Source organism: Streptococcus sp. 1643 (assembly GCF_006228325.1).
In the GTDB taxonomy this organism is placed as follows: domain Bacteria; phylum Bacillota; class Bacilli; order Lactobacillales; family Streptococcaceae; genus Streptococcus.
Genome location: NZ_CP040231.1, coordinates 1,712,223 through 1,737,831, shown reverse-complemented (window position 1 = coordinate 1,737,831; position 25,609 = coordinate 1,712,223). Strand labels below are relative to the sequence as shown.

General features: G+C 43.0%; 25 protein-coding genes and 1 riboswitch. Of the genes, 17 read left to right on the top strand and 8 right to left on the bottom strand.

Annotated elements, in window-relative coordinates; all coding sequences use genetic code 11:
- The first annotated feature begins 123 nt into the window (after positions 1–123).
- Positions 124–570, top strand: coding sequence for an arginine repressor (gene argR / locus FD735_RS08985; RefSeq protein WP_001231483.1), 447 nt, complete (start codon positions 124–126; stop codon positions 568–570).
- A 50-nt stretch (positions 571–620) separates the two neighbouring features.
- On the top strand, positions 621–3,155 hold the full coding sequence (gene mutS / locus FD735_RS08980) for a DNA mismatch repair protein MutS (RefSeq protein WP_139658999.1): 2,535 nt from the start codon (positions 621–623) through the stop codon (positions 3,153–3,155).
- Between the two features lie 41 nt (positions 3,156–3,196).
- Here the strand turns inward: mutS and FD735_RS08975 are convergent, their stop codons facing one another.
- The gene (locus FD735_RS08975; RefSeq protein WP_139658998.1) at positions 3,197–3,655 is read right to left on the bottom strand and encodes a DUF3021 domain-containing protein; all 459 of its coding nucleotides are present in this window, start codon (positions 3,653–3,655) and stop codon (positions 3,197–3,199) included.
- Positions 3,652–4,092, bottom strand: a complete 441-nt coding sequence (locus FD735_RS08970; RefSeq protein WP_139658997.1) for a LytTR family DNA-binding domain-containing protein — start codon at positions 4,090–4,092, stop codon at positions 3,652–3,654. Before FD735_RS08970 ends, FD735_RS08975 begins: the two co-directional genes overlap by 4 nt.
- Before the next feature lie 208 nt (positions 4,093–4,300).
- On the opposite strand from FD735_RS08970, the gene mutL reads away from it, so the two are divergent.
- On the top strand, positions 4,301–6,250 hold the full coding sequence (mutL, locus tag FD735_RS08965; protein ID WP_139658996.1) for a DNA mismatch repair endonuclease MutL: 1,950 nt from the start codon (positions 4,301–4,303) through the stop codon (positions 6,248–6,250).
- Positions 6,251–6,401: 151 nt separating this feature from the next.
- On the opposite strand, the gene FD735_RS08960 is transcribed toward mutL, so the two are convergent.
- Positions 6,402–6,902, bottom strand: a complete 501-nt coding sequence (locus tag FD735_RS08960; protein ID WP_139658995.1) for a helix-turn-helix domain-containing protein — start codon at positions 6,900–6,902, stop codon at positions 6,402–6,404.
- A 169-nt stretch (positions 6,903–7,071) separates the two neighbouring features.
- Between FD735_RS08960 and FD735_RS08955 the strand changes: the two genes are divergently transcribed.
- Genes FD735_RS08955 through FD735_RS08940 form a run of 4 tightly spaced genes read left to right on the top strand, consistent with a single transcriptional unit; the run spans position 7,072 to position 10,155 of the window.
- Positions 7,072–8,304 carry an MFS transporter gene (locus FD735_RS08955; protein WP_000657470.1) on the top strand — a complete coding sequence of 411 codons (1,233 nt, stop codon included), beginning with the start codon at positions 7,072–7,074 and terminating at the stop codon, positions 8,302–8,304.
- A 12-nt stretch (positions 8,305–8,316) separates the two neighbouring features.
- On the top strand, positions 8,317–8,910 hold the full coding sequence (ruvA, locus tag FD735_RS08950) for a Holliday junction branch migration protein RuvA (protein WP_000273401.1): 594 nt from the start codon (positions 8,317–8,319) through the stop codon (positions 8,908–8,910).
- Between the two features lie 9 nt (positions 8,911–8,919).
- The gene (locus FD735_RS08945; protein ID WP_139658994.1) at positions 8,920–9,480 is read left to right on the top strand and encodes a DNA-3-methyladenine glycosylase I; all 561 of its coding nucleotides are present in this window, start codon (positions 8,920–8,922) and stop codon (positions 9,478–9,480) included.
- Positions 9,481–10,155, top strand: a complete 675-nt coding sequence (locus tag FD735_RS08940) for a CPBP family intramembrane glutamic endopeptidase (protein ID WP_000987418.1) — start codon at positions 9,481–9,483, stop codon at positions 10,153–10,155.
- A 71-nt stretch (positions 10,156–10,226) separates the two neighbouring features.
- Here the strand turns inward: FD735_RS08940 and FD735_RS08935 are convergent, their stop codons facing one another.
- From FD735_RS08935 to FD735_RS08910, 5 genes are all read right to left on the bottom strand, one after another.
- Positions 10,227–10,490, bottom strand: a complete 264-nt coding sequence (locus FD735_RS08935; protein WP_000166112.1) for a SemiSWEET family transporter — start codon at positions 10,488–10,490, stop codon at positions 10,227–10,229.
- A gap of 73 nt (positions 10,491–10,563) precedes the next feature.
- A complete protein-coding gene (locus FD735_RS08930; RefSeq protein ID WP_042767657.1) occupies positions 10,564–11,598 on the bottom strand; it encodes a S66 peptidase family protein in 1,035 nt (344 codons plus the stop codon).
- 267 nt (positions 11,599–11,865) lie between these two features.
- On the bottom strand, positions 11,866–12,213 hold the full coding sequence (locus tag FD735_RS08920) for a TfoX/Sxy family protein (protein ID WP_007520826.1): 348 nt from the start codon (positions 12,211–12,213) through the stop codon (positions 11,866–11,868).
- A gap of 15 nt (positions 12,214–12,228) precedes the next feature.
- Positions 12,229–12,906, bottom strand: a complete 678-nt coding sequence (locus FD735_RS08915) for a DUF1129 domain-containing protein (RefSeq protein ID WP_176553066.1) — start codon at positions 12,904–12,906, stop codon at positions 12,229–12,231.
- Positions 12,907–12,917: 11 nt separating this feature from the next.
- Positions 12,918–13,862 (bottom strand): magnesium transporter CorA family protein, encoded by a 945-nt coding sequence (locus tag FD735_RS08910; RefSeq protein WP_000815620.1) that lies wholly within the window; start codon positions 13,860–13,862, stop codon positions 12,918–12,920.
- 136 nt (positions 13,863–13,998) lie between these two features.
- Here FD735_RS08910 and uvrA point away from each other — a divergent pair, with 136 nt between their 5' ends.
- The 10 genes from uvrA (at position 13,999) to FD735_RS08855 (ending at position 25,316) form a co-directional block, all read left to right on the top strand.
- Entirely contained in the window at positions 13,999–16,830 is a 2,832-nt protein-coding gene (uvrA, locus tag FD735_RS08905) for an excinuclease ABC subunit UvrA (protein ID WP_139658992.1), read from the top strand.
- Positions 16,823–17,884 carry a Xaa-Pro peptidase family protein gene (locus FD735_RS08900; protein ID WP_139658991.1) on the top strand — a complete coding sequence of 354 codons (1,062 nt, stop codon included), beginning with the start codon at positions 16,823–16,825 and terminating at the stop codon, positions 17,882–17,884. Before uvrA ends, FD735_RS08900 begins: the two co-directional genes overlap by 8 nt.
- Before the next feature lie 55 nt (positions 17,885–17,939).
- Positions 17,940–18,091, top strand: a riboswitch (M-box (ykoK) riboswitch).
- Between the two features lie 195 nt (positions 18,092–18,286).
- The gene (mgtA, locus tag FD735_RS08895) at positions 18,287–20,947 is read left to right on the top strand and encodes a magnesium-translocating P-type ATPase (protein WP_139658990.1); all 2,661 of its coding nucleotides are present in this window, start codon (positions 18,287–18,289) and stop codon (positions 20,945–20,947) included.
- Positions 20,948–21,081: 134 nt separating this feature from the next.
- Positions 21,082–21,480 (top strand): transcriptional regulator Spx, encoded by a 399-nt coding sequence (gene spx / locus FD735_RS08885; RefSeq protein ID WP_000591165.1) that lies wholly within the window; start codon positions 21,082–21,084, stop codon positions 21,478–21,480.
- Positions 21,481–21,546: 66 nt separating this feature from the next.
- Positions 21,547–22,116: an SP0191 family lipoprotein gene (locus FD735_RS08880; protein WP_000734690.1), complete on the top strand. Its 570-nt coding sequence runs from the start codon at positions 21,547–21,549 to the stop codon at positions 22,114–22,116.
- 86 nt (positions 22,117–22,202) lie between these two features.
- Positions 22,203–22,469, top strand: a complete 267-nt coding sequence (locus FD735_RS08875; protein ID WP_000507059.1) for an IreB family regulatory phosphoprotein — start codon at positions 22,203–22,205, stop codon at positions 22,467–22,469.
- 3 nt (positions 22,470–22,472) lie between these two features.
- Positions 22,473–22,892 (top strand): Holliday junction resolvase RuvX, encoded by a 420-nt coding sequence (ruvX, locus tag FD735_RS08870; RefSeq protein ID WP_002876031.1) that lies wholly within the window; start codon positions 22,473–22,475, stop codon positions 22,890–22,892.
- 15 nt (positions 22,893–22,907) lie between these two features.
- Positions 22,908–23,213 carry a DUF1292 domain-containing protein gene (locus FD735_RS08865; protein WP_000017624.1) on the top strand — a complete coding sequence of 102 codons (306 nt, stop codon included), beginning with the start codon at positions 22,908–22,910 and terminating at the stop codon, positions 23,211–23,213.
- Positions 23,214–23,519: 306 nt separating this feature from the next.
- Positions 23,520–24,770, top strand: a complete 1,251-nt coding sequence (locus FD735_RS08860) for a folylpolyglutamate synthase/dihydrofolate synthase family protein (protein ID WP_139658989.1) — start codon at positions 23,520–23,522, stop codon at positions 24,768–24,770.
- A 90-nt stretch (positions 24,771–24,860) separates the two neighbouring features.
- Positions 24,861–25,316, top strand: coding sequence for an SP_0198 family lipoprotein (locus tag FD735_RS08855; protein ID WP_139658988.1), 456 nt, complete (start codon positions 24,861–24,863; stop codon positions 25,314–25,316).
- The last annotated feature ends 293 nt before the right edge of the window (positions 25,317–25,609 follow it).

Below are 25,609 nucleotides of genomic sequence, written 5' to 3'. Positions count from 1 at the left end.
AACACAATTTACTACATTTTTTGAGAAAGAAAAGAATTTTTTTGAATTATCTAGTTTTTTTGGTATAATGTAGTTATAAAATAAATGTAAAACTTGTTATAAATATTCACTTAAGAGGATAATATGAGAAAAAGAGAACGGCATCAGTTGATTAAAAAGATGATCACCGAAGAAAAACTTGGGACACAAAAAGAGATTCAAGATCGTTTAGAAGCTCGTAATGTTTATGTGACACAAACGACTTTGTCACGTGATTTGCGTGAAATCGGCTTGACCAAGGTTAAGAAAAATGATATGGTGTATTATGTACTAGCAAATGAGACAGATAAGATTGATTTAGTTGAGTTTTTGTCTCATCATTTAGAAGGAGTTGCAAGAGCAGAGTTTACCTTGGTACTGCATACCAAACTTGGGGAAGCTGCAGTCTTAGCAAACATTGTAGATGCAAACAAGGATGAATGGATTTTAGGAACGGTTGCTGGTGCTAATACCTTATTGGTTATTTGTCGAGACCAGCACGTTGCCAAGCTGATGGAAGATCGTTTGCTAGATTTGATGAAAGATAAATAAGGTCTTGGGAGGTGCTCTCAAGACTTATTTTTAGCAAGGAGAGACGGAAAATGGCAACAGAAAAGTTATCACCCGGCATGCAACAGTATGTGGATATTAAGAAACAATACCCAGATGCTTTTTTGCTTTTTCGGATGGGTGATTTTTACGAGTTGTTCTATGAAGATGCAATCAATGCAGCACAAATTTTAGAAATTTCCTTAACGAGTCGGAATAAAAATGCAGAAAATCCGATACCCATGGCGGGCGTCCCCTATCATTCTGCCCAACAGTATATCGATGTTCTGATTGAGCAGGGCTATAAAGTTGCTATAGCTGAACAGATGGAAGATCCCAAACAAGCAGTGGGGGTTGTCAAGCGAGAGGTGGTGCAGGTCATCACACCTGGTACAGTAGTCGATAGTAGTAAGCCCGATAGTCAGAATAATTTCTTGGTTGCCTTAGATCGTGATGGCAATCAATTTGGTCTGGCTTATATGGATCTAGTGACAGGTGATTTTTATGTGACTGGTTTATTGGATTTTACTCTCGTTTGTGGGGAAATCCGTAACCTCAAAGCCCGAGAAGTGGTACTGGGTTATGACTTGTCAGACGAAGAAGAGCAAATCCTCAGCCGTCAGATGAATTTGGTACTTTCTTATGAAAAAGAAGCCTTTGAGGACCTTCATTTACTGGATTCACGACTGGCAGCTGTGGAGCAAGCGGCAGCTAGTAAGCTCCTCCAGTATGTTCACCGGACCCAGATGCGGGAATTGAACCACCTCAAACCTGTTATCCGCTATGAAATCAAAGATTTCTTGCAGATGGATTATGCTACTAAGGCTAGTTTGGATTTGGTTGAGAATGCCCGTTCAGGCAAGAAGCAAGGCAGTCTTTTCTGGCTTTTGGATGAAACCAAAACGGCTATGGGTATGCGGCTCTTACGTTCTTGGATTCATCGTCCCTTGATTGATAAGGAGCGAATCGTCCAGCGTCAAGAGGTGGTGCAGGTCTTTCTTGACCACTTCTTTGAGCGTAGTGATTTAACGGACAGTCTCAAAGGTGTTTATGATATCGAACGCTTGGCTAGTCGGGTTTCTTTTGGCAAGACCAATCCCAAGGATCTCTTGCAGTTAGCTACTACATTGTCTAGTGTGCCACGTATTCGTGCGATTTTAGAAGGGATGGAGCATCCTGCTCTGGTCTATCTCATCGAACAGTTGGATGGAATCCCTGAGTTGGAGAGCTTGATTAGCGCAGCGATTGCTCCTGAAGCTCCTCATGTGATTACGGAGGGTGGCATTATTCGGACCGGATTTGATGAGACTTTGGATAAATACCGCCGAGTACTCAGAGAAGGGACTAGCTGGATTGCTGAGATTGAGGCTAAGGAGAGAGAAAATTCTGGCATCAGCACGCTCAAGATTGACTACAATAAAAAAGATGGCTACTATTTCCATGTGACCAATTCGCAACTGGGGAATGTGCCAACCCACTTTTTCCGCAAGGCGACGCTGAAAAACTCGGAACGCTTCGGTACCGAGGAATTAGCCTGTATCGAGGGGGATATGTTGGAGGCGCGTGAGAAGTCAGCCAACCTAGAGTATGAAATCTTTATGCGCATCCGTGAGGAAGTCAGCAAGTACATCCAGCGTTTGCAGACTCTAGCTCAAGGAATTGCAACGGTTGATGTCTTGCAAAGTCTCGCAGTTGTGGCTGAAACCCAGCATTTGATCCGACCTGAGTTTGGGGATGATTCACAAATCGATATCCAAAAGGGACGCCATGCTGTCGTTGAAAAGGTCATGGGAGCTCAGACCTATATTCCTAATACCATTCAGATGACAGAAGATACCAGTATTCAGCTAATCACAGGGCCAAACATGAGTGGGAAGTCTACCTACATGCGTCAGCTAGCCATAACAGCGGTTATGGCCCAGCTGGGTTCTTATGTGCCGGCTGAGAGCACCCATTTGCCTATTTTCGATGCTATCTTTACCCGCATTGGAGCAGCAGATGACTTGGTTTCAGGTCAATCAACCTTCATGGTGGAGATGATGGAGGCCAACAATGCCATTTCTCATGCGACCAAGGATTCCTTGATTCTCTTTGATGAGTTAGGTCGAGGAACTGCGACTTATGATGGGATGGCTCTTGCCCAGTCCATCATCGAATACATTCATGAACATATCGGAGCCAAAACCCTCTTTGCGACCCACTACCATGAGTTGACCAGTCTGGAGTCTAGCTTGGAACACTTGGTCAATGTTCATGTGGCAACCTTGGAGCAGGATGGGCAGGTCACCTTCCTTCACAAGATCGAACCAGGACCAGCTGACAAATCCTACGGTATCCATGTTGCTAAGATTGCTGGTTTACCAGCAGAACTTTTAGCAAGGGCGGATAAGATATTGACTCAACTGGAGAGTCAAGGGACGGAAAGTCCTGCTCCGATGAGAGAAACAAGTGCTGTCAAAGAACAGATGTCACTCTTTGATGCGCCTGAAGAACATCCTATCCTAGCAGAATTAGCTAAACTGGATGTGTACAATATGACACCTATGCAGGCTATGAATGTCTTAGTCGAGCTCAAACAAAAGTTATAAAAAGAATCCCACTCATGTATTTGTGAGTGGGGTTTTCTCTATTACTTTTTATGAGCCAAGAGTTGATTGATGTGGTCCACTTTTTTAGCTTCTCTTTTATAGAGAATAGCCCAGATGATGAGGTAGACAATAGCAAACTCTGGAATGAGCTGGAGATAGAAGGTCCAGTGGAAGGGGAACCAACCAGCTAGAGTTGCTAGTGGAACAAAGCCAGCCAGCATGAGGAAGAAATGGGAAAGTGTGGCACGGAGTAAGCTCCAGTCACGGCTGAATAAGCGACTGCCAAAGCTAAAGAGAACTCCGATAGCTGACCAGATGATCATACAGTAGAGCAAGACCAGGGCACCGTGAATCTGATGTTGCACCATCGCTTGTCCGATCAGAGACTCGGGGCTCAGCGGGGCATAGGTATTTGGGGCATAAATGAGTGAAAAAAGGATAGAGAGGATGAGGCCGATAAGAACACCAGCAGCTGCATCGTGAAAGATTTGTTTTTTCATAGTTCTAATTTCTCCTTGATGGTTTTTAGGTAGCGGCGTGAAGAGTAGGTGAAGCTTTCGTTTTTTAAGAAAATTTCAACCAGACCGTTGGGCGTGAGCTTGAGATGAGAGATGGAGTCGATATTGACGATTTCAGATTGGGAAATTTGGATAAAAGTGGTCGGCAAGAGTTCAAGAACCTGATAGAGTCGCAAATCAACGCTGTAGGTCTGAGATGCAGTTTCTGCTAGAACCTTGCGATTCTCGATATAGAAGCGTTGTATCTTACTAATTTCAATTAGATAGACCTGATTATCGATCTTACCTTTGATTGTTTCTTTTTGGTCAATATTTTCTGCGAACTCGATGACTTTCTGGACTTTTTCGGTCGGCTGAGGAGTTTGGACAATCAGCTTTTCCTCCTCGTAAGTCTCCTTAATCTGTAGTTCTACTTTCATAAATTTCCCTCCTTTTCAGTTATACAAGGTTGTGATCACTTCCTGTACACCTTTATTAAACACTATTTTACGGCCCGTGGCAAGAGCTTTTGTCTATGTGGAGAGATTTGGAGTCTATGTGGTATTTGCTTTTTCTGATAGTATCTGAAATATGGTATAATAGCACTAATCAATTTCTAGGAAAATAGATACAGAAAGGGGCTGAAAGATGTCTCAAATTATTGAATTGCCAGAGGTGCTGGCAAACCAGATAGCGGCAGGAGAGGTCATTGAACGTCCTGCCAGTGTAGTCAAAGAGTTGGTAGAAAATGCTATTGACGCGGGCTCTAGCCAGATTATCATTGAGATTGAGGAAGCTGGTCTCAAGAAAATTCAAATCACAGATAATGGTCATGGAATTGCCCACGATGAGGTGGAATTGGCCTTGCGTCGTCATGCAACCAGTAAGATAAAAAATCAAGCAGACCTCTTTCGGATTCGGACGCTCGGATTTCGAGGTGAAGCCCTGCCCTCTATCGCTTCTGTTAGTGTCTTGACTTTGTTGACGGCGGTGGATGGTGCGAGTCATGGGACCAAGCTCGTTGCGCGTGGGGGTGAAGTCGAAGCAATCACTCCTGCGACAAGTCCAGTGGGGACCAAGGTTTGTGTAGAGGACCTCTTTTTCAACACGCCTGCACGTCTCAAGTATATGAAGAGCCAGCAGGCGGAGCTGTCTCATATCATTGATATTGTCAACCGTCTGGGCTTGGCCCATCCAGAGATTTCTTTTAGTTTGATTAGTGATGGCAAGGAAATGACACGAACAGCTGGTACGGGTCAACTACGCCAAGCTATTGCTGGAATTTATGGCTTGGCGAGTGCCAAGAAGATGATAGCCATTGAGAATTCGGATCTAGACTTTGAAATTACAGGTTTTGTGTCCTTGCCTGAGTTGACTCGGGCTAATCGCAACTATATCAGCCTCTTCATCAATGGGCGATATATCAAGAACTTCTTGCTCAATCGTGCAATTTTGGATGGCTATGGCAGCAAGCTCATGGTGGGCCGTTTTCCACTGGCTGTCATTCACATCCATATCGACCCTTATCTAGCGGATGTCAATGTGCATCCGACCAAGCAAGAAGTGCGGATTTCTAAGGAAAAAGAACTGATGGCGTTAGTCTCAGAAGCTATTTCTAACAGTCTCAAAGAGCAAGCCTTGATCCCTGATGCCTTGGAAAATCTTGCCAAGTCGACCGTGCGCAATCGTCAAAAGGTAGAACAGACCATTCTCCCACTCAAAGAAAATACGCTCTACTATGAAAAAACAGAACTCTCAAGACCTTGTCAAGCTGAGGTGGCTGATCATCAGGTTGAATTAACTGAGGAAGGTAGGGACTTAACCCTGTTTGCCAAGGAAACCTTGGACCAGCTAACCAAGCCCGCAAAACTGCATTTTGCAGAGAGAAAGCCTGCTAACTACGACCAACTAGACCATCCAGAGTTAGATCTTGCTAGCCTCGATAAGGCTTATGACAAGCTAGAGCGAGAAGAATCATCCAGCTTCCCAGAGTTGGAGTTTTTCGGACAAATGCATGGAACTTATCTCTTTGCCCAAGGGCGAGATGGCCTCTACATCATAGACCAGCACGCGGCTCAGGAACGAGTTAAGTACGAGGAATACCGTGAAAGCATCGGCAATGTTGACCAGAGCCAGCAGCAACTCCTAGTGCCCTACATCTTTGAGTTCCCAGCAGATGATGCCCTTCGTCTCAGGGAAAGAATGGCACTTTTAGAGGAAGTGGGCGTCTTTCTAGCAGAGTACGGAGAAAATCAATTTATACTGCGTGAACATCCTATTTGGATGGCAGAAGAAGAAATCGAGTCTGGCATCTATGAAATGTGTGATATGCTCCTCTTGACCAAGGAAGTTTCGATCAAGAAATACCGAGCAGAGCTGGCTATCATGATGTCCTGCAAGCGGTCTATCAAGGCCAACCATCGTATCGATGACCACTCAGCCAGACAGCTCCTTTATCAGCTTTCTCAATGTGACAATCCCTATAACTGTCCACACGGACGTCCCGTTTTGGTGCATTTCACCAAGTCGGATATGGAAAAGATGTTCCGACGTATTCAAGAAAATCATACCAGTCTTCGTGAGTTGGGGAAATATTAAGAACACAAAAAGCCTTTGTTTTTCCAAACAAGGCTTTTTAGCTTTTCTAAGGTGGGAATTTTGAATGGACATGGGCAACTTGACACGAGGTTTACACTTGCTTGACAAGACCAGTCCTATAAAAAATGTTGAGAAAACAGAATTAGGTGATTCAAGGTTTTGTAGAGTCGTCTTTGTCGGAAGGATTCTCAGGACCAATTACCTTATCAAGATAACGTTGTTTGGTTTTGAGAGTCTTGTTAATCGCAATTGCTGAAGCAATCAAAAGAACGAAGGTCAGCCAAATCCAGGCAGTGAATTCGGCTGGTAAACTCGAACCGGCTAAAAAGAGATAGATAGCCAGAGCCAAGACGAAAATATAAATCACTTGCCAGAGACCATAGGATTTAACCTCTTTATAGTAGTTGTCCTTGTCTTCCTCCAAGGTCACTGCTGTGGAACCTTTTTCAGAGTTTTCATCCAGAAGTAGATAGTCAGTTGTCACTTGGAAAATCTTGCTTAATTCAATGATTTTTTCGATTTCAGGAAGGACTTGTCCAGACTCCCATTTTGAGATGCTTTGCCGAGAAACATTGATTTGTTCAGCTAGCTTTTCTTGGGACCAACCTTTTTCCTTTCTGAGTTCAAATAGTTTTTCTGCGAGTTTCATCATTCTATCCTCCTTTTTCTACCTCTATCCTAACAATTTTTACTTATAATGAGAATACAATCTCCTGTACTATTTGTCAACCAGAGGTTGCACCTTTTGTTGCAGTTTTCAGCAAAAAAATATGATATACTAGGTAAGAAAAAGCGAAGAAATTATGAAAAAGGAATGAAAGATGAAAGAATTTTTTGCCCTCCCCAAGCAAATTCAAATGCGGGAATGGATGAGCTTTGTAGCACGGATTTTAGAGAGTGCCATTACTCCTTTTATGGCCATGTACTATGTTCAATATTTTGGAGCCTTTTGGGCGGGGTTATTGATGATCACAACCAAACTCATTGGTTTTTTAGCTGGGCTGTATGGTGGACATTTGGCGGATCTTTGGGGACGTAAGAAAGTCATTGACTGGGGAAACTTTGGTCTTGCGAGTGGCTACTTTCTTGTGCTGCTGGCAAATATGCCTAATCATATTTTTCCCTTTTTGACTTTTGTCGGAATGTTGCTGGCAGAGACCGCAGGAACTTTCTCTTGGCCGGCTATTGATGCGATGATTATTGATTTGACCGACGAGCAAAATCGCCGTTTCGTTTATACGATTAGTTATTGGTTTGTCAATGTATCCGTTATGTTAGGAGCAGGGCTTGCAGGTTTCTTTTACGACCACCATTTTTTTGAGTTGCTTCTGGTTTTGACGGTGATTAGCTTCTTGAATTTTTTCCTCGCTTGGAAATATTTTTCAGAAAGCAAGCCAGCTAATCTGGTCTTTGAGCATGGTAGCAGTCCTTTGGCAACTGTGAAAAATTATGTTTCTGTTTTTCAGGACAAAATTTTCCTACTTTATACGTTAGGGACTGTATTTAATGGTGTTATCTGGTTGCAAATTGACAATTATATACCCGTTCATTTGAAAGAGTCATTCATCGCGAGTAGTATTTTCGGTATTCATATTTCAGGAGCTAAGATGCTCAGTATCATGGTCTTTATCAATACCCTGATTATTGTTTGCTTCATAACGACTGCCAATCGTTTGACCAAGGAAATGAAGCTCATACCGCAGTTTTTATTGGGAAGTATTATCTTTGACTTGGGTATGCTTTTCACCATTGTCTTCAGGAGTTTCTGGGCTCTGTTTTTGCTAGCCATTCTCTATACTATGGGGGAACTCATCTGCATGCCGCCAAGCCAAGTTTTGCGGGCGGAAATGATGAATGAGAATAAGCTCGGAACCTACTCAGGTTTCCTTAATATGGCGCAGCCTTTAGCGTCTATTTTAGCGGGGGCGATGATTTCTATCAGCGCTGCAACAGGTGCTGTAGGTGTTTGGCTCGTTTTTATTGTGTGTGCAGTACTTGGGTTGCTTCTTATCATCAGAGCAGCGCATTTACAAGGAATTGCAAATCAATTATAGAAAGTGAAAATTATGTACGAATATCTAAAAGGAATCATTACCAAAATCACTGCTAAATATATCATCCTTGAGGCAAATGGTATCGGTTATATCTTGCATGTAGCCAATCCCTATGCCTACTCAGGTCAGGTCAATCAAGAAACTCAGATTTATGTGCACCAAGTTGTTCGTGAGGATGCCCATCTGCTCTACGGTTTTCGCTCAGAAGATGAGAAAAAGCTCTTTCTCAGTCTGATCTCGGTCTCAGGGATTGGTCCTGTGTCAGCTCTTGCTATCATCGCAGCTGATGACAATGCTGGCTTGGTTCAAGCGATCGAGACTAAGAACATCACCTACTTGACCAAGTTCCCTAAAATTGGCAAGAAAACAGCCCAGCAGATGGTGCTGGACTTGGAAGGCAAGGTAGTCGTGGCTAGTGATGACCTTCCTTCCAAGGTCGCAGTACAAACCAGCGCTGAAAACCAAGAACTGGAAGAAGCTATGGAAGCCATGCTGGCACTGGGCTACAAGGCGACAGAGCTCAAGAAAATCAAGAAATTCTTTGAAGGAACGACAGATACAGCTGAGAACTATATCAAGTCGGCCCTTAAGATGTTGGTCAAATAGGAGTATAATATGCCAAAACGCTGTGGTTGGGTAAAAATGAATAATCCCTTATATCTAGCCTATCATGATGAGGAGTGGGGGCAACCCCTTCATGATGACCGCGCTCTTTTTGAACTGCTCTGTATGGAGACTTATCAGGCTGGTCTGTCTTGGGAAACGGTACTCAACAAACGCCAGGCTTTCCGAGAAGCATTTCATGGCTATCAAATTCAAGCGGTCGCGGAAATGACAGATGGGGAGTTGGAAGCCTTGTTAGAGAATCCAGCCATCATCCGAAATCGTGCCAAGCTCTTTGCGACGCGTGCCAACGCCCAAGCATTTTTACAAATCCAGAAAACCTTTGGCTCTTTTGATGCTTATCTCTGGTCCTTTGTTAAGGGGAAAACGATCGTGAATGATGTTCCTGACTATCACCTAGCACCTGCTAAAACAGCCTTGTCTGAAAAATTGGCTAAAGATCTAAAAAAACAAGGATTCAAGTTCACAGGCCCAGTTGCCGTTTTATCTTTTCTACAAGCAGCAGGGTTAGTTGATGACCACGAGAATGATTGTGAGTGGAAGGGGAATTAAATGATGTCTAACAAAAATAAGGGAATTCTGATTTTTGCGATTCTCTATACAGTTCTCTTTGTATTTGATGGAGTTAAATTGCTGGCTTTCTTGATGCCATCTGCTATTGCAAATTATCTAGTTTATGTAGTACTAGCTCTATATGGCTCTTTCTTGTTTAAGGATCGATTGATCAAACAATGGAATGAGATTAGAAAGACTAAAAGGAAATTCTTCTTTTGCGTCTTAACAGGATGGCTCTTTCTCTTTCTGATGACTTTTGTCTTTGAATTTGTATCAGAGATGTTGAAGCAGTTTTTTGGGCTAGTCGGACAAGGTCTAAACCAGTCGAATATTCAAAGTACCTTTCAAGAACAACCAATACTGATAGCAGTTTTCGCCTGTATCATAGGACCTTTTGTGGAAGAACTCTTTTTCCGTCAGCTCTTGTTACATCACTTGCAGAAACGTCTGTCAAGTTGGCTAAGCATTCTTCTGGTAGGACTTGTTTTTGCTCTGACTCATATGCACAGTTTGGCTTTATCAGAGTGGGTCAGTGCAGTCGGTTATCTAGGTGGAGGCATTGCCTTTTCTATCATCTATGTGAAAGAAAAAGAGAATATTTATTATCCTCTAGTTGTTCATATGTTAGGCAATAGCCTTCCCTTGATTATTTTAGTTATCAGTAGTATGTGACGTTTTAGTAGTTATACAAGAGAAAAAGCTGAGAATCTCCTCTCAGCTTTTTGATTATATGCTAGTAACTTTTATAGTGCAGTAAGAAATGTCAGTCCACCTAAGACAACGCCAGCTGAGTTTGGAATAATTAGTATCCAATCCTTCTTAGGTTCTTTTGTCCATCCATAAATAACCCAAATTAAACAAGATACTGCTGCGGATAAAGGCTGGAATGGTTGAGCTTTGTTGCCTTGTAAATTGGCAAAAATTTGTGGGATGTAGGCGATAAATACAATAATCCCGATAAAGGCCCCGATTGAACCGACAATTTGATTTATTTTTTGTTTAGTCATATACACCTCCTTCAAAAAGATATCATAGAAATTAGCGAAAATCAATACAAAAGCATAAAAATGGAGAAATTGTTTATTTTTTGTTATAGTCAAAGCGAATGACTTGCTCTTTTGCATCCACATAAGCATAGACGCCAAAGGGTACAATGGCTCTTGGTGTGGCGTGCCCAACGTTTAGATTATAGACAATTGGGATATTGCTGTCAACGATGCTCATTAGTGCCTCTTTATAGTCGTCATAGAAGGCTTCATCCATTGGCTTTCCGACCAAGAGTCCACTGATGACCTCAAATACCCCAGTTTCTTTCAAAGCCAGCACCATCTTTTTGAAGTTTTCCGGCTCAGGCTTCTCTTCGCTTGTTTCTAACAAAAGAATCTTTCCTTCCCAGTCGGATAAGTCAGGGAAGAGTTTGTACTTTTGGCAGAGCTCCGTGCTATCTACGTATCGAGAATTGTCAAAGATATCATAGAGGGATTCAAGGCAACCGCCGAGAATTTCTCCCTCAAACTGGGTATTTCCTTGTAACAAATCAAAGCCTGTATTTACATGACTGATACGAGCTGTTCCCAGGGCCTTGGGACTAAAATCAGTTCGTTCCTCATACCAAACGTCGCTAGGGCGGATTTCTGAGATTCTTCCAGTCTCAATCAGTTCTTTAAAGTAGTGAAAGCTATAGGGCAACATCTCCTTGTCCAATTCACAAATGTCTGCTAGAAAGGATTGCCCATAAAAAGTCTTGACCCCTAGTTTGTGCAACATAAGGTGGTTCATAGTAGTATCCGAGAAGCCAAGAAAAATCTTTGGCTTGATAACCTTTTGAAGCTGGTCGTTTTCAAAAAGATAAGGTAGCAAGCGATAGGTATCATCCCCACCGATGGCACATAGGATCATGTTGATGCTATCATCAGAAAAGGCCTGCATCAAATCCTCTGCACGTGCCTCCGGATGGTCCTTGCTAAAGTCTAACCCTTTTAGCGAATGGGGCAAAAAGACAGGATTGAGTCCCAAATCCTTGAGACGTTGGAGACCCAAGTCGACTTCGTGTTTGACAAAATTCTCTCCGATAATGCCACTAGACAAACTAACAATACCAATAGTAGAAACTATATCTCATCCTCCTAGAAATAGATTGATACTCTTCGAAAATCAAATTCAAACCACGTCAGCTTTGCCTTGCCGTACTTAAGTACAGCCTGCGGCTAGCTTCCTAGTTTGCTCTTTGATTTTCATTGAGTATGAGCCTATTTTATCACAAAAGATGAAAGAAAACTATAAGAATCAGACTCAGAAGTTCTATTGAATTTCAAGAAAGCAAGTGAAAAAGCAACCGCCTGTGCAGTTGCTTTTCGTTTTTCTAATCTCGCTAGATATGAGTTACTTGGTCAACTCTTGATTATAGGAGAGAGCTAAATCAATCCAGTAAGGAAGTTCTTTTTGACCTTCGATATCTAGGTCTATATAGCCATGATAAGGTCGCCCTCTCATCAATGTAGTACGAGCTCCTGTTCGGGGTAGAACTTGCTTTTCCATTTCTTTGCCAATTCTCACCATAACCAGCTCGTCTTTTCTGGAACTGACTGTAAGGACCATTTTCCCACGAATCATAAAGGCAAGGCCACCAAACAGTTTCTTTTCTTCTAACTCTTCTTCGAAAATTTGGGGAGGAAGTTTGAGCGCTAGAATTTTTCGAATCTGCTGAGCTAAGGATTGACTATATGCCATAGCTTTTCACTTTTCTTAATAACGTGATGGGCCCGCGCTTGCACTTCGGATGTTGAAACGTTTCTTGAGATAGAAGCGAAGGGCGAGAAGGGCAGCTCCCAGGATAGCCAAAGGCAATGGAGCAAGGACTGGATTGAGGCTGGTTGGTAGGAAGCTTGTTGCAAAGAAGACAACCAACCAAAGGACCATAGAGGCCAGGATAACGAGGATTGATTTCCAGAATGGAGGACGTTGGCTACGGTCTGTGTCTGGTCCATAATACTGGTAGACAAAGTAGTACATCAAGTAGAAGGCAAGTCCTCCTACAAGTCCAACCAACAAGAGGGTAATCAACCCATAGCCAATAGCCTGATCTGTAGAGAAGAAGGTAGTCAGAGCGCTAACTAATGCAAAGAGACTAGTGATAAAAAGGGCTGAGTCCATAATCATGAGTTTTGGATCGTCATTTTCTTTTGGATGCTCTTTTTCATATTGCTCCTTGACAGTGAAGCTATGGGCCCAGTGAGTTGGAGCGCCGTAGAGGGAACGAGCTGTCGTTCCTTTGGCTTGCTCTTCAAGGATTTTAGGAATGACTTCCTCAAAGACGGCCTTGATTTCAGCGTCTGTTTTACCATCTTTGATAAATTGTTGGGTAGCGATGTGGATAAACTCTTGGTTTTTCTTAGTTAATTTTTGTAGATCAATCTGAGACATAGGGATTCCTCTTAGAACCATTTTTTATGGATGAGATAGAGAGTGAGCGAAACACTCATAGCAAAGGCGATAAAGACGATTAACCAGAAGGCGTGCGGCTCACCGTTCAGAGGGATTTCATTATCCTTGAAGTTCATCCCATAGGCTGAGAAGATCATGGTTGGGACAGACATGACAATGGTCACGAGAGCCAAAGTTTTCATGATATTGTTCTGGTTATTGGAAATGATAGAGGCAAAGGTCTCTGTCATAGAGTGAAGGACATTTCCATAGATATCTGCCATCTCGATGGCCTGTTGGGTTTCAATCAGAGTGTCTTCGAGTAGGTCTTCGTCTTCTAGGTATTTCTTGATATTGCTAGTTGCGCTAGTCAATTTCTTAATCACGCGCTCGTTCGTCTTCAGTGAGGCCTTGAAATAGACGATGGTCTTTTCCAATTCCATGAGCTCGATCAGCTCTTCGTTTCGAGTGGATTTGTGAAGTTGACTTTCGATTTGTTCACTCTTACGGTCGATCGAACGAAGGGCCGTAAGGTAAAGTTCGGCGTTGCGATAGAGAATCTGGAAGATAAAGCGTGAACGCATGAAGGTGTAGAAATTGCGCAGTCTACGGTTGATAAAGACATCGAGAACGGGGAGGGATTCCAAGCAGGTGGTGATAATGGTTTCCTCGGTGATGATAATCCCCAGCGGAATCGTAACGTAGTAGGTACGATTGTTTCTTTCCTCTGTGATGGGAACGTCCACGATGATCAAAGTATACTCATCTTCGATGGTAATACGGGACATTTCTTCCGCATCGAGCGGTGCTCGAAGGTCAGCGATGTCAATGTCAAAGGCATTGGCAATTTCCAGTGATTCATTTTGTGTAGGATTGACGAGGTTGATCCAAGTACCCGGTTCAAGCGTGTCGATCTCTTTAAATTCAGTTGTTGTTGAGAGAAAAACTTGTTTCATATCCCCTATCCTTTCCTACTATTCAGTGATTCATTTTTTGCACCGTACTATTATACTATAAAAACAGCTTTTTGGGTAATAGAATTTCACATTTTTTGGTATAATGGAAAGCAATAATGGACTAGAAAGAACAAAGATGCAAGATAAAATTGTGATTCATGGGGCGCGTGCCCATAACTTAAAAAATATTGATGTGGAGATTCCGCGAGACAAGCTAGTTGTTGTGACTGGTTTGTCAGGGTCTGGGAAATCCAGTCTGGCCTTTGATACCCTCTATGCGGAGGGCCAACGTCGCTATGTAGAGAGTTTGTCAGCCTACGCTCGCCAGTTCTTGGGCAATATGGAAAAACCAGATGTGGATGCCATTGATGGTCTCAGCCCAGCTATTTCCATCGACCAGAAAACCACCAGCAAAAACCCTCGTTCGACCGTGGGAACGACGACTGAAATCAATGACTATCTGCGTCTCCTCTACGCACGTGTGGGGACGCCTTACTGTATCAACGGACACGGGGCTATCAAGGCTTCTTCTGTGGAGCAAATCGTTGATAAGGTCTTAGAATTGCCAGAACGCCAACGCTTGCAGATTTTGGCCCCTGTTATCCGCAAGAAAAAAGGACAACATAAGAGCGTCATTGAAAAGATTCAGAAAGATGGCTATGTTCGTGTCCGAGTGGATGGGGAAGTCTATGATGTGACCGAAGTGCCTGAACTGTCTAAGAGCAAGCAACACAATATCGATGTTGTGGTCGACCGTATTGTCATCAAGGAGGGCATTCGTAGCCGTCTCTTTGACTCCATTGAGGCTGCCCTTCGTATCGCAGAAGGTTATGTGATTATCGACACTATGGACGATTCGGAGTTGCTCTTTTCTGAGCACTATGCCTGTCCAGTTTGTGGTTTTACCGTACCAGAGTTAGAGCCTCGTCTCTTCTCCTTTAATGCTCCTTTTGGCTCATGCAGTGAGTGTGACGGTTTGGGCATCAAGCTGGAGGTGGATGTTGACTTGGTGGTTCCTGATACCAGCAAAACTTTGCGTGAGGGAGCATTAGCACCTTGGAATCCTATTTCATCCAACTACTATCCAAACATGCTTGAGCAGGCCATGACAGCCTTTGGAGTGAAAATGGATAAGCCCTTTGAGGACTTGTCAGAAGAAGATAAAAACTTGATTCTCTACGGGTCTGATGGCAAGGAATTCCATTTCCACTATGAAAATGAATTTGGCGGTGTGCGCGATATTGACATTCCTTTTGAGGGGGTTGTCAATAATATCAAGCGTCGTTACCATGAGACTAACAGTGATTACACGCGCACCCAGATGCGCCTCTACATGAATGAGCTGACCTGCGGAACTTGCCACGGCTACCGTCTCAATGACCAGGCCTTGTCTGTTCGTGTGGGTGGGGAGCAAGGACCACATATCGGTGAAATTTCGGACCTGTCTATCGCAGACCATTTGGAATTAGTGAGCCAGCTGACCTTATCTGAAAATGAAGCCATCATCGCCCGTCCTATTCTCAAGGAAATCAAGGATCGCTTGACCTTCCTCAATAATGTGGGACTCAACTATTTGACTCTGTCACGTTCGGCAGGAACCCTATCAGGTGGAGAGAGTCAGCGTATTCGCTTGGCGACTCAGATTGGGTCTAACCTATCAGGTGTCCTCTATATCTTGGATGAGCCATCGATTGGTCTCCACCAGAGGGATAATGACCGCCTGATTGCTAGTCTGAAAAAGATGCGTGACTTGGGCAATACTCTCATCGTGGTGGAACACGATGAAGATACCATGCGCGAGGCGGATTATCTGATTGATGTTGGTCCGGGTGCTGGTGTTTTTGGTGGAGAGATTGTCGCTGCAGGAACGCCCAAGCAGGTGGCTCGCAACAGCAAGTCTATCACAGGCCAGTACTTATCAGGAAAACGAGCGATTCCAGTACCAGAAGAGCGCCGTGCCGGAAATGGTCGTTTTATCGAAGTGACAGGTGCGCGTGAGAACAACTTGCAAAATATCACTGCTCGCTTTCCGCTAGGAAAATTCATCGCAGTGACAGGTGTATCAGGTTCAGGAAAATCGACCTTAATCAACAGCATCCTCAAAAAAGCCATTGCCCAGAAGCTAAACCGTAATTCAGACAAACCTGGTAAATTCAAGACCATCACAGGGATTGAGCATGTAGACCGTTTAATTGATATTGACCAGAGCCCCATTGGACGAACGCCGAGGTCCAACCCAGCTACCTATACGGGAGTTTTTGACGATATACGTGACCTCTTTGCCCAGACAAATGAAGCTAAGATACGAGGCTACAAGAAGGGCCGTTTCAGTTTTAACGTCAAGGGTGGTCGTTGCGAAGCCTGCTCAGGTGACGGGATTATCAAGATCGAGATGCACTTCTTGCCAGATGTTTACGTGGCTTGTGAAGTCTGCCACGGGACTCGCTACAACAGTGAAACCCTTGAAGTTCACTACAAGGAAAAAAATATCTCGCAGGTCTTGGATATGACCGTCAACGATGCGGTGGAATTCTTCCAACACATTCCTAAGATTCAACGTAAACTCCAGACCATCAAGGATGTAGGGCTGGGCTATGTAACGTTAGGACAACCAGCTACCACCCTTTCAGGTGGAGAAGCCCAGCGTATGAAGTTAGCTAGTGAGCTCCACAAACGCTCGACAGGAAAATCCTTCTACATTCTGGATGAGCCGACGACAGGGCTTCATACCGAGGATATCGCTCGCTTGCTCAAGGTTTTAGCTCGCTTTGTCGACGATGGCAATACTGTTCTCGTCATTGAGCACAATCTGGATGTCATCAAGACGGCAGACCATATCATCGATTTGGGACCTGAGGGCGGTGTCGGTGGCGGAACCATCATCGCAACAGGAACTCCAGAAGAAGTAGCGGCCAATGAAGCCAGCTACACAGGACACTATTTGAAAGGAAAGTTACATCATGAATAAACGTGTGCAAGCATTTCTAGCTAAAATGCAAGAAAAAGAACTAGATGGTATCATCATCAACAACCTTAAAAACGTCTATTATTTGACTGGTTTTTGGGGTTCAAATGGAACAGTCTTTATCAGCCGTGACCGTCAGATTTTGGTGACAGACTCTCGCTATATCATTGCAGCTAAGCAAGAAGTGACAGGTTTTGAGATTGTGGCTGACCGCGATGAATTGGCTGTTATTGCAGGCATTGTTAAGGATATGGGCTTGTCTCGCGTCGGTTTTGAAGACGAGATTTCGGTCTCTTATTATCACCGTATGCAGGCAGCATTTGCAGGGATCGACTTGCTTCCACAGACTCAGTTTGTTGAAGCGCTTCGTATGATTAAGGATGAGGCGGAGATTGCGACTATTCGTAAGGCATGTTCTATCTCAGACCAAGCTTTTTGCGATGCGCTTGATTTTATCAAACCAGGAAAAACTGAGATTGAAATTGCCAACTTCCTTGATTTCCGCATGCGGGAGCTAGGAGCGGCAGGCTTGTCTTTTGATACCATTTTAGCAAGTGGTATCAACTCTTCCAAACCTCACGCCCACCCAATGCACAAACCGGTTGAAGCAGGAGAAGCCATCACCATGGACTTCGGCTGTCTCTACGACCACTATGTCAGTGATATGACACGGACCATCTACCTCGGTCATGTCAGTGACGAGCAGGCAGAGATTTACAATACGGTTCTGAAAGCCAACCAAGCTCTGATTGATCAAGCCAAGGCAGGGTTAGGTTTTCGTGAATTTGACAAAATCCCTCGTGATATTATCATCGATGCAGGCTATGGTGACTACTTTACTCACGGTATTGGACACGGTATCGGACTGGATATTCACGAAGAACCTTACTTTAGCCAAACTTCCAAAGAAGTCATTAAATCTGGTATGGTCTTGACCGATGAGCCGGGTATTTATCTGGATGGAAAATACGGGGTGCGTATCGAGGATGATATCTTGATTACGGATACAGGTTGCGAATTATTGACCCTTGCTCCAAAGGAATTAATTGTTATTTAAGAAAATTAAGATAAATCATTGACTTTTATATTTTAAAGGTTTATACTGATAGACGAAAACGGTAGGTGAGGCTACCATAGGGATACGGATGACTACCGCAAAGCAGTGGAGACACTACTCGTTGGTCAACAGTCCTGGTCGCGAAGGCCAAGACTAAGCTCATTACATCGCCCTATGGAGTTAAAGCTTGAACGAAAAAACAGATAATTAGTTTTTTAATCCTGCCATTTTATGGTGGGATTTTCTACTGTTTTAGAACAAGGAAAGGAGACAAACGATGCAAATTGACGATCATCCAGAACCGCACATACACAGCCAATCGCTGATTTGTGTCGTTCTGCCCTTATAAAGTGATTGGTCTCTGTGTATGAAACACATCATTCATACAGATAGGAGAAACCAATGAAAACTACAAAAGAAAGATTAGCAACAGCTATTCACACACCCTTAAACGAAACTCTATCTTTTTATAAGACAAGTCTAACAGGCTTGACTGAGGAGCAGGTGGAGAAAAATCGTGACCTATATGGCGAAAACACCATCACCAAGGGTCAAGAAGACAGTATCCTCAAAAAGATTTACGAATCTATTATCAATCCATTTACAATCATCCTGCTGGTCATCGCTATGATCTCCATGGTGACCAATGTCTGGTTGGCGAAGCCTGGACAAGAAGATCCGACGACCTCTATCATCATCGTCGTTCTCGTATTGATTTCTGGTGGCATACGCTTTGTCCAAGAACTGCGGAGTGACAAGGCTGCGACCAATCTATCAAAAATGATTGTGAACACTGCCACAGTTATTCGCGAAGGCCAGAGTTTAGAGGTCGCAATTGAAGATTTGGTCGTTGGAGATATAGTCAAGTTAAGTGCTGGGGATATGATACCAGCAGACCTCATTTTAATTGAATCACGCGATTTCTTTGTTCAACAGTCTGGTTTGACAGGTGAAAGTGACTCGGTTGAAAAACTAGCCTTGTCAAAAATGAGTCAGTCAAACTTTGATAGTCTGCTAGAAGCAGAAGCACTCGCCTTTATGGGAACCAATGTGATATCAGGGAGTGCCAAGGCTTTGATCCTAGCGGTCGGCGATGACACTATGATGGGAGAAATCGAGCAAACTCTCAATACCTATGACGAACCGACCTCTTTTGAACGGGAGATGAACAGCATCTCTTGGCTCTTGATCCGTTTGATGTTGGTCATGGTTCCCATCGTGTTTCTCTCCAATGGCTTGACAGATGGCGACTGGCTGGAAGCAGGTGTGTTTGCACTGAGTGTTGGTGTTGGATTGACACCTGAGATGCTTCCTATGATCATCACGGCCAGTCTAGCAAAAGGCTCCATTATCATGGCCAAGGAAAAAGTCGTCATCAAAAAACTCAATGCCATACAGGACCTAGGTGCTATTGATATCCTATGCACGGATAAAACCGGAACCCTTACCCAAGATGAAATTGTCCTTGAATATCCTTTGGATATACATGGAGATTTGGATTTGTCTGTGTTGAGACGGGCCTACCTCAATTCCTATTTTCAAACCGGTTTGAAAAACTTGATGGACCGTGCCATTATCAGTAGAACTGAAAAAGAAGCTAAAGAACACGCTATTCTACAAAATTTGGATACTAGCTTCCAAAAAATAGATGAATTACCTTTTGATTTTGAACGCAGACGGATGAGTGTCATCGTCAAGGATGAGAACGAAGTTGTTAGTTTGGTAACCAAGGGTGCCCTAGAGGAAATGCTTGCGATCTCAGCCCATGTGGAATATCAAGGTCAGATTAGCCCTCTGACGGATGATATCCGAGTGGAAATCTTAAAAGAAGTAGATCAACTTAATCAACAGGGATTGCGAGTCTTGGGAGTTGCCTATAAAACAGGCCTAAAAGAAGGTTTTGCTTACTCCGTTGAAGATGAAAAAGAGATGATTCTAACAGGATATCTTGCCTTTCTAGATCCACCAAAACCATCAGCAGCACCTGCTATCCAAGCTTTGTTAGAACACGGTGTTCAAACAAAGATCTTGACGGGGGACAATGAGAAGGTGACCCAAGCAGTTTGCGAAAAAGTTGGTCTAGACGTTGATCAAATCTTGTTGGGTTCTGATATTGACGCCATGACGGACGAAGAATTGGCTCAAGCAGTTGAGAAGGTGACTGTCTTTGCCAAACTCTCTCCGGATCAAAAAGCACGAATCATTTTACAAATCAAATCGAATGGACATTGTGTCGGCTATATGGGAGATGGGATCAATGATGCCCCTTCTATGAAAGTGGCAGATGTGGGGATTTCTGTTGATACAGCAGTAGATATTGCCAAAGAAACGGCTGATGTCATTTTGTTAGATAAGGATTTGATGGTGCTTGAAAAAGGGCTGGTTGAAGGACGCAAAGTCTATGCTAATATGACCAAATATATCAAGATGACGGTCAGCTCTAATTTCGGGAACATTTTCTCTCTGTTAGTGTCTGGTATCTTTTTACCTTTCCTTCCTATGGCTCCGATTCACTTGATTGTGTTAAACCTCGTCTACGACCTTTCTTGCATTGCCTTGCCATTTGATAATGTGGATGAAGACTTTTTGAAGCATCCTCATAAGTGGGAGGCTAAGTCTATTACTCGTTTTATGATTTGGATGGGTCCGATTTCGTCTGCCTTTGATATTTTGACCTTTATCTTACTCTATTTTGTCATTGTCCCAATGGCGACAGGCCAAGCCTATGCTCACGGAGCAGAGTCTGCAACGGGCTTTATCATCTTGTTCCAGACAGGTTGGTTCATTGAATCCATGTGGTCCCAAACCATGGTTATCCATATGCTTCGTTCAGCAAAACTTCCTTTCTTACAAAGTCGTCCATCATGGTTTGTTCTTGGGACAACCTTGCTAGCGGCTAGTTTTGTGACCTTCCTTCCCTACTCTTCAATTGCTAGCCTGCTTCATTTAACCCCTTTGGAACCAATTTATTTCCTCTTTTTGCTTTTGATTATCGTTCTCTATATGATAAGTGTTACAGTTGTGAAACGATTGTATATCAAAAAATTTAAAAGTTGGTTATAAATTGATTTTGTCAAGAAAAAAGTACGAAAATCGCGAAAAAAGTTAATTTTTTTTAAAAATAGGTCGCAAGTCGGATGTTTTTTATGGTATAATAGACTAAACTGATAGTAACATGTAGCGAAAGGGGTAGGTACATGATCAAAATTTATACAGTCTCAAGTTGTACTAGCTGTAAAAAAGCGAAAACCTGGCTCAATGCCCACCAGTTAAGTTATAAAGAACAAAATCTCGGTAAAGAAGGAATTACAAGAGAAGAGTTATTAGATATTCTCACGAAAACAGATAATGGAATTGCCAGTATCGTTTCGTCAAAAAACCGCTACGCTAAGGCACTTGGAGTTGACATCGAGGATTTGAGTGTCAATGAAGTGCTCAACTTAATCATGGAAACACCACGGATCTTAAAGAGTCCGATTCTCGTTGACGAGAAGCGCCTACAAGTCGGCTATAAAGAAGATGATATCCGTGCCTTCTTGCCACGCTCTGTCCGTAATGTAGAAAATGCAGAAGCACGTCTACGTGCAGCTCTATAAAACATCAAGGCTGGGAGTGACTCCTGGCCTTGTTTGCTCTTTTGTTTTAAAATCATGTGAGGAATTATGAAAAAGTTACTAATTGCTAGTTTTGCTCTCCTCTTTTTGCTTGCGGGATGTGGGCAAAAAAAGGAAACTCCTGCTGCTACCACAACAGCATCTGAACCTCTTCAATCAAACCTTCCCGTTTTGGACAATGCCGAAAAGAATACGGTTGTTACCAAGACCCTGTTGATGCCGAAGTCAGAAAATGGAACGCAGCAGACTCAGACCATTACCTATAAAGGTAATCAGTTTTTGACCTTGACCATTCAGCAAAAACGACCTGTCGGGGATGAACTCAAGACCTTTATCTCTGAAAATGGCCTAGAGGAGACGCAAAAAGCGCTTCTAGAAGCGGAAGAAAAGGATGAGACCATCCAAGAGGCACGCAAACTAGCAGGATTCAAACTGGAAACAAAGCTACTCAGCGAGACAGAAATCCAGACTACAACGACTTATGATTTTCAAGTATTGGACGTCAAAAAGGCATCTCAGCTGGAATATTTAAAAAATATCGGCCTTGAAAATCTCTTAAAAAACGAACCTAGCCAGTATATTGCTGACAGAGTGGCAAATGGGGCGACAGAACAATAGAAAATCCAAATAAATAGACTGACTTATTTGTAGAACGTCAGGGAATGTGCTATAATAGTACTATTCTAAGGAAAGAGGGTGTTAGAATGGGATTTACTGAAGAAACTGTACGGTTTAAATTGGATGATTCCAATAAGAAAGAAATTAGCGAAACATTGACAGATGTTTATGCTTCTTTGAATGACAAGGGCTACAATCCGATTAACCAGATCGTCGGTTATGTATTGAGTGGTGACCCTGCCTACGTTCCTCGTTATAACAATGCGCGAAATCAAATCCGTAAGTATGAGCGTGATGAAATTGTTGAAGAATTGGTACGCTACTACCTTAAGGGACAAGGAGTCGATCTATAATCTATGAGAATTATGGGATTGGACGTCGGTTCAAAAACAGTGGGTGTTGCCATTAGCGATCCCCTAGGCTTCACCGCTCAGGGACTTGAAATCATCCAGATCAATGAGGATCAGGGCCAGTTTGGTTTTGACCGTATCAAGGAATTGGTTGACAGCTATAAGGTAGAACGCTTTGTAGTAGGTTTGCCAAAGAACATGAACAATACCAGCGGTCCGCGAGTAGAAGCCAGTCAAGCCTATGGTGCCAAGCTAGAAGAACTCTTTGGTTTGCCGGTAGACTATCAGGATGAGCGTTTGACAACGGTCGCTGCGGAGCGTATGTTGATTGAACAAGCAGATATCAGCCGTAACAAACGCAAGAAAGTTATTGATAAGTTGGCTGCTCAGCTGATTTTGCAAAATTATTTAGATAGAAAATTTTAAGACAGAGGAGAAACTATGTCACACGATCACAACCATGACCACGAAGAACGTGAATTGATTACACTAGTAGATGAGCAAGGAAATGAAACCTTGTTTGAAATTCTTTTGACCATCGATGGGAAAGAAGAATTTGGTAAAAACTATGTTCTGCTAGTGCCAGTTAACGCAGAAGAAGATGAAAATGGTGAAGTTGAAATCCAAGCTTACTCATTCATCGAAAATGAAGATGGAACAGAAGGCGAATTGCAACCAATCCCAGAAGACTCAGAAGACGAATGGAACATGATTGAAGAAGTCTTCAACAGCTTTATGGAGGAGTAAAAACATCCAGTGGATGTTTTTAGCCCTGCGCCAGAAATTAGAAACGCAGGAACGTCCGGTGGACGTTTTTAGCCCAGTTCCTTAAAATAAGAGAGAACTGGTTTGTTCAGTGAACATTTTTACCCTTACGCTAAAAATAAAGACCGTAAGTAAGTCCGGTGGACGTCTTTAGCCCACGTTGAAATTCATAGTAGCTAGTGATTAGCTAACCAGGTAAGAGGTCGGGATTTTAGTCCCGACCTCGCTTTTTATTTGTAATCATACTTTGATGCGGTAGTTGATTGGACTTTTGTTAAGGAGACATGTATGTTTGAAGTAGAAGAATGGCTGCATAGTCGGATTGGTTTAAACTTTAGATCTGGTCTTGGACGAATGCAGCGAGCAGTGGATTTGCTGGGGAATCCAGAGAAGACTTATCCTATTATCCACGTAACAGGGACTAACGGTAAAGGGTCAACTATTGCCTTTATGAGGGAGTTGTTTGTTGCTCATGGTAAAAAAGTTGGTACTTTTACCTCTCCTCATATCGTCAGTATCCATGATCGAATCTGTATTAATGGACAGCCGATCGCAGAGGAAGACTTTGTCCGTATAGCCAACCAAGTCAAGGAGATGGAGAAAATTCTTTTAGAAACACATGATCAATTGTCTTTCTTTGAGTTGTTGACCCTGATTGCCTTGCTTTATTTTAAAGAGCAGGGAGTGGATCTAGTTCTGCTAGAAGTGGGGATTGGTGGTTTGCTTGACACCACTAATGTCGTAACAGGAGAGATTGCAGTTATTACTTCCATTGGGCTAGATCATCAGGAGACCTTGGGCGATAATCTGGAGGAAATAGCCAAGCAGAAAGCTGGTATTTTCAAGGCTGGCAAGAAGGCGGTCATTGCCAAGCTTACTCCAGAAGTGGAGCTTGTCTGTCAAAAAAGAGCAAGAGAGCTAGCTGTTGAACTTTATCAAGCTAGGCGAGACTTCTCCTTGAATGCTGGGGATTTTTCAAGTAACCTAGCTAGTTTTTCACAACTTGAAATCAGTTTGGAGGGTGCTTATCAGCAAGAAAATGCTGCCTTGGCTTTAGAAACTTTTCTTCTGTTTATGGCGTCAAGAGAGGAAGGTGTCGAGGAAGAGCCTGTTAGACAGGCTTTGAAGAAGACACATTGGGTAGGTCGATTGGAACGGATTCGTCCGCAAATCTACCTAGATGGGGCTCACAATCTGCCAGCCTTGACTCGTCTAGTAGAGTTTATCCAGGGGAAAATCCAGCAAGGTTACCAGGTTCGCATCCTTTTTGGAGCACTTAAACGCAAGGATTATCAGGGGATGCTAGGCTATCTATCTGAGCAGTTGCCTCAGGTAAAACTTAAGGTAACAGGCTTTGACTACCAAGGCTCTCTGGATGAAAAGGATGTGGTAGGTTATGATTTGATTCCTTCCTATGGCGACTTTATCAGAGAATTTGAAGATAAGGCCAATGGCCAGAACTTGCTTTTCGTGACGGGATCCCTCTACTTTATCTCGGAAGTCCGAGCAAGTTTGGTAGGAAGCGACGAGATTAGTTGACCTTATAGGTTTATGTTGCTATACTGTAGGTAGGAGGTATATCTGGAAACGATTCTAGCAAAACATTGGCACAAAAGAAAGGAAATCGCTATGAAAACGAAAACATTCACACTTTCTATTGCTTCTTTAGCAATTCTTAGTCTTTTAGCAGCTTGTGGGCCTAAGGAACAAGCATCTACCCAGCCATCTGCTCAACAATCATCTACTCAACAAGAATCATCTTCTAGTGCGGCTACCAGTGCTAGTCAACCACAGGCGTCCTCAAGCCAGGACACCGCTGCGGCAGCTCAACCGACTAATATTGATGGTACCTATACTGGAAAAGATGAGAACGACCAGATCACTCTTGTTGTAACAGGCAAAACTGGTACATGGACTGAGGTCGAACCAGATGGAGATAAGGAAATCAAGCAAGTCAGCTTTGAGCCAGAAAATCAACGTGTCATTATCGGAGATGATGTTAAAATTTACGCGGTTAATGGTAATCAAATGATTATCGATGACATGGACCGAGAGGCATCTGACCGAGTGGTCTTAACAAAATAGGATCTCAAATTTAAATAGAAGTTTGGAATTAAGGTTTCAGCTTTACCTTCTACAACTTCAATAGCGACTGTCATAGGATTTGTGCGATATTGAAAAATATAAATAATATTGGAAAGAACTATCATTTTGGTAGTTCTTTTTAAGCCTCTTAATACCCTAGTTAAAAAGATAAGAGGGGCAGCGCTTCATATAGTGTGGGTGTAGTATAGAAATCTTGCAGTTTTTGGAATAGTTTGCATAGAAAAAGGTAAACGGTTGCCATCTACCCTTGAACTGAGGTATACTAGTAGAAA

Bases quoted from the DNA above. Each gene is read 5' to 3' on its own strand.
- FD735_RS08880 (WP_000734690.1), top strand. From the start codon at position 21,547: ATGAAAAAGTTACTAATTGCTAGTTTTGCTCTCCTCTTTTTGCTTGCG.
- FD735_RS08915 (WP_176553066.1), bottom strand. From the start codon at position 12,906: ATGTCTCAGATTGATCTACAAAAATTAACTAAGAAAAACCAAGAGTTT.
- FD735_RS08865 (WP_000017624.1), top strand. From the start codon at position 22,908: ATGTCACACGATCACAACCATGACCACGAAGAACGTGAATTGATTACA.
- mutS (WP_139658999.1), top strand. From the start codon at position 621: ATGGCAACAGAAAAGTTATCACCCGGCATGCAACAGTATGTGGATATT.
- FD735_RS08860 (WP_139658989.1), top strand. From the start codon at position 23,520: ATGTTTGAAGTAGAAGAATGGCTGCATAGTCGGATTGGTTTAAACTTT.
- FD735_RS08940 (WP_000987418.1), top strand. From the start codon at position 9,481: ATGATGTCTAACAAAAATAAGGGAATTCTGATTTTTGCGATTCTCTAT.
- mgtA (WP_139658990.1), top strand. From the start codon at position 18,287: ATGAAAACTACAAAAGAAAGATTAGCAACAGCTATTCACACACCCTTA.
- mutL (WP_139658996.1), top strand. From the start codon at position 4,301: ATGTCTCAAATTATTGAATTGCCAGAGGTGCTGGCAAACCAGATAGCG.
- spx (WP_000591165.1), top strand. From the start codon at position 21,082: ATGATCAAAATTTATACAGTCTCAAGTTGTACTAGCTGTAAAAAAGCG.
- FD735_RS08855 (WP_139658988.1), top strand. From the start codon at position 24,861: ATGAAAACGAAAACATTCACACTTTCTATTGCTTCTTTAGCAATTCTT.
- FD735_RS08945 (WP_139658994.1), top strand. From the start codon at position 8,920: ATGCCAAAACGCTGTGGTTGGGTAAAAATGAATAATCCCTTATATCTA.
- FD735_RS08955 (WP_000657470.1), top strand. From the start codon at position 7,072: ATGAAAGAATTTTTTGCCCTCCCCAAGCAAATTCAAATGCGGGAATGG.
- FD735_RS08960 (WP_139658995.1), bottom strand. From the start codon at position 6,902: ATGATGAAACTCGCAGAAAAACTATTTGAACTCAGAAAGGAAAAAGGT.
- FD735_RS08975 (WP_139658998.1), bottom strand. From the start codon at position 3,655: ATGAAAAAACAAATCTTTCACGATGCAGCTGCTGGTGTTCTTATCGGC.
- FD735_RS08910 (WP_000815620.1), bottom strand. From the start codon at position 13,862: ATGAAACAAGTTTTTCTCTCAACAACAACTGAATTTAAAGAGATCGAC.
- ruvX (WP_002876031.1), top strand. From the start codon at position 22,473: ATGAGAATTATGGGATTGGACGTCGGTTCAAAAACAGTGGGTGTTGCC.
- FD735_RS08875 (WP_000507059.1), top strand. From the start codon at position 22,203: ATGGGATTTACTGAAGAAACTGTACGGTTTAAATTGGATGATTCCAAT.
- FD735_RS08970 (WP_139658997.1), bottom strand. From the start codon at position 4,092: ATGAAAGTAGAACTACAGATTAAGGAGACTTACGAGGAGGAAAAGCTG.
- FD735_RS08920 (WP_007520826.1), bottom strand. From the start codon at position 12,213: ATGGCATATAGTCAATCCTTAGCTCAGCAGATTCGAAAAATTCTAGCG.
- argR (WP_001231483.1), top strand. From the start codon at position 124: ATGAGAAAAAGAGAACGGCATCAGTTGATTAAAAAGATGATCACCGAA.
- ruvA (WP_000273401.1), top strand. From the start codon at position 8,317: ATGTACGAATATCTAAAAGGAATCATTACCAAAATCACTGCTAAATAT.
- uvrA (WP_139658992.1), top strand. From the start codon at position 13,999: ATGCAAGATAAAATTGTGATTCATGGGGCGCGTGCCCATAACTTAAAA.
- FD735_RS08935 (WP_000166112.1), bottom strand. From the start codon at position 10,490: ATGACTAAACAAAAAATAAATCAAATTGTCGGTTCAATCGGGGCCTTT.
- FD735_RS08900 (WP_139658991.1), top strand. From the start codon at position 16,823: ATGAATAAACGTGTGCAAGCATTTCTAGCTAAAATGCAAGAAAAAGAA.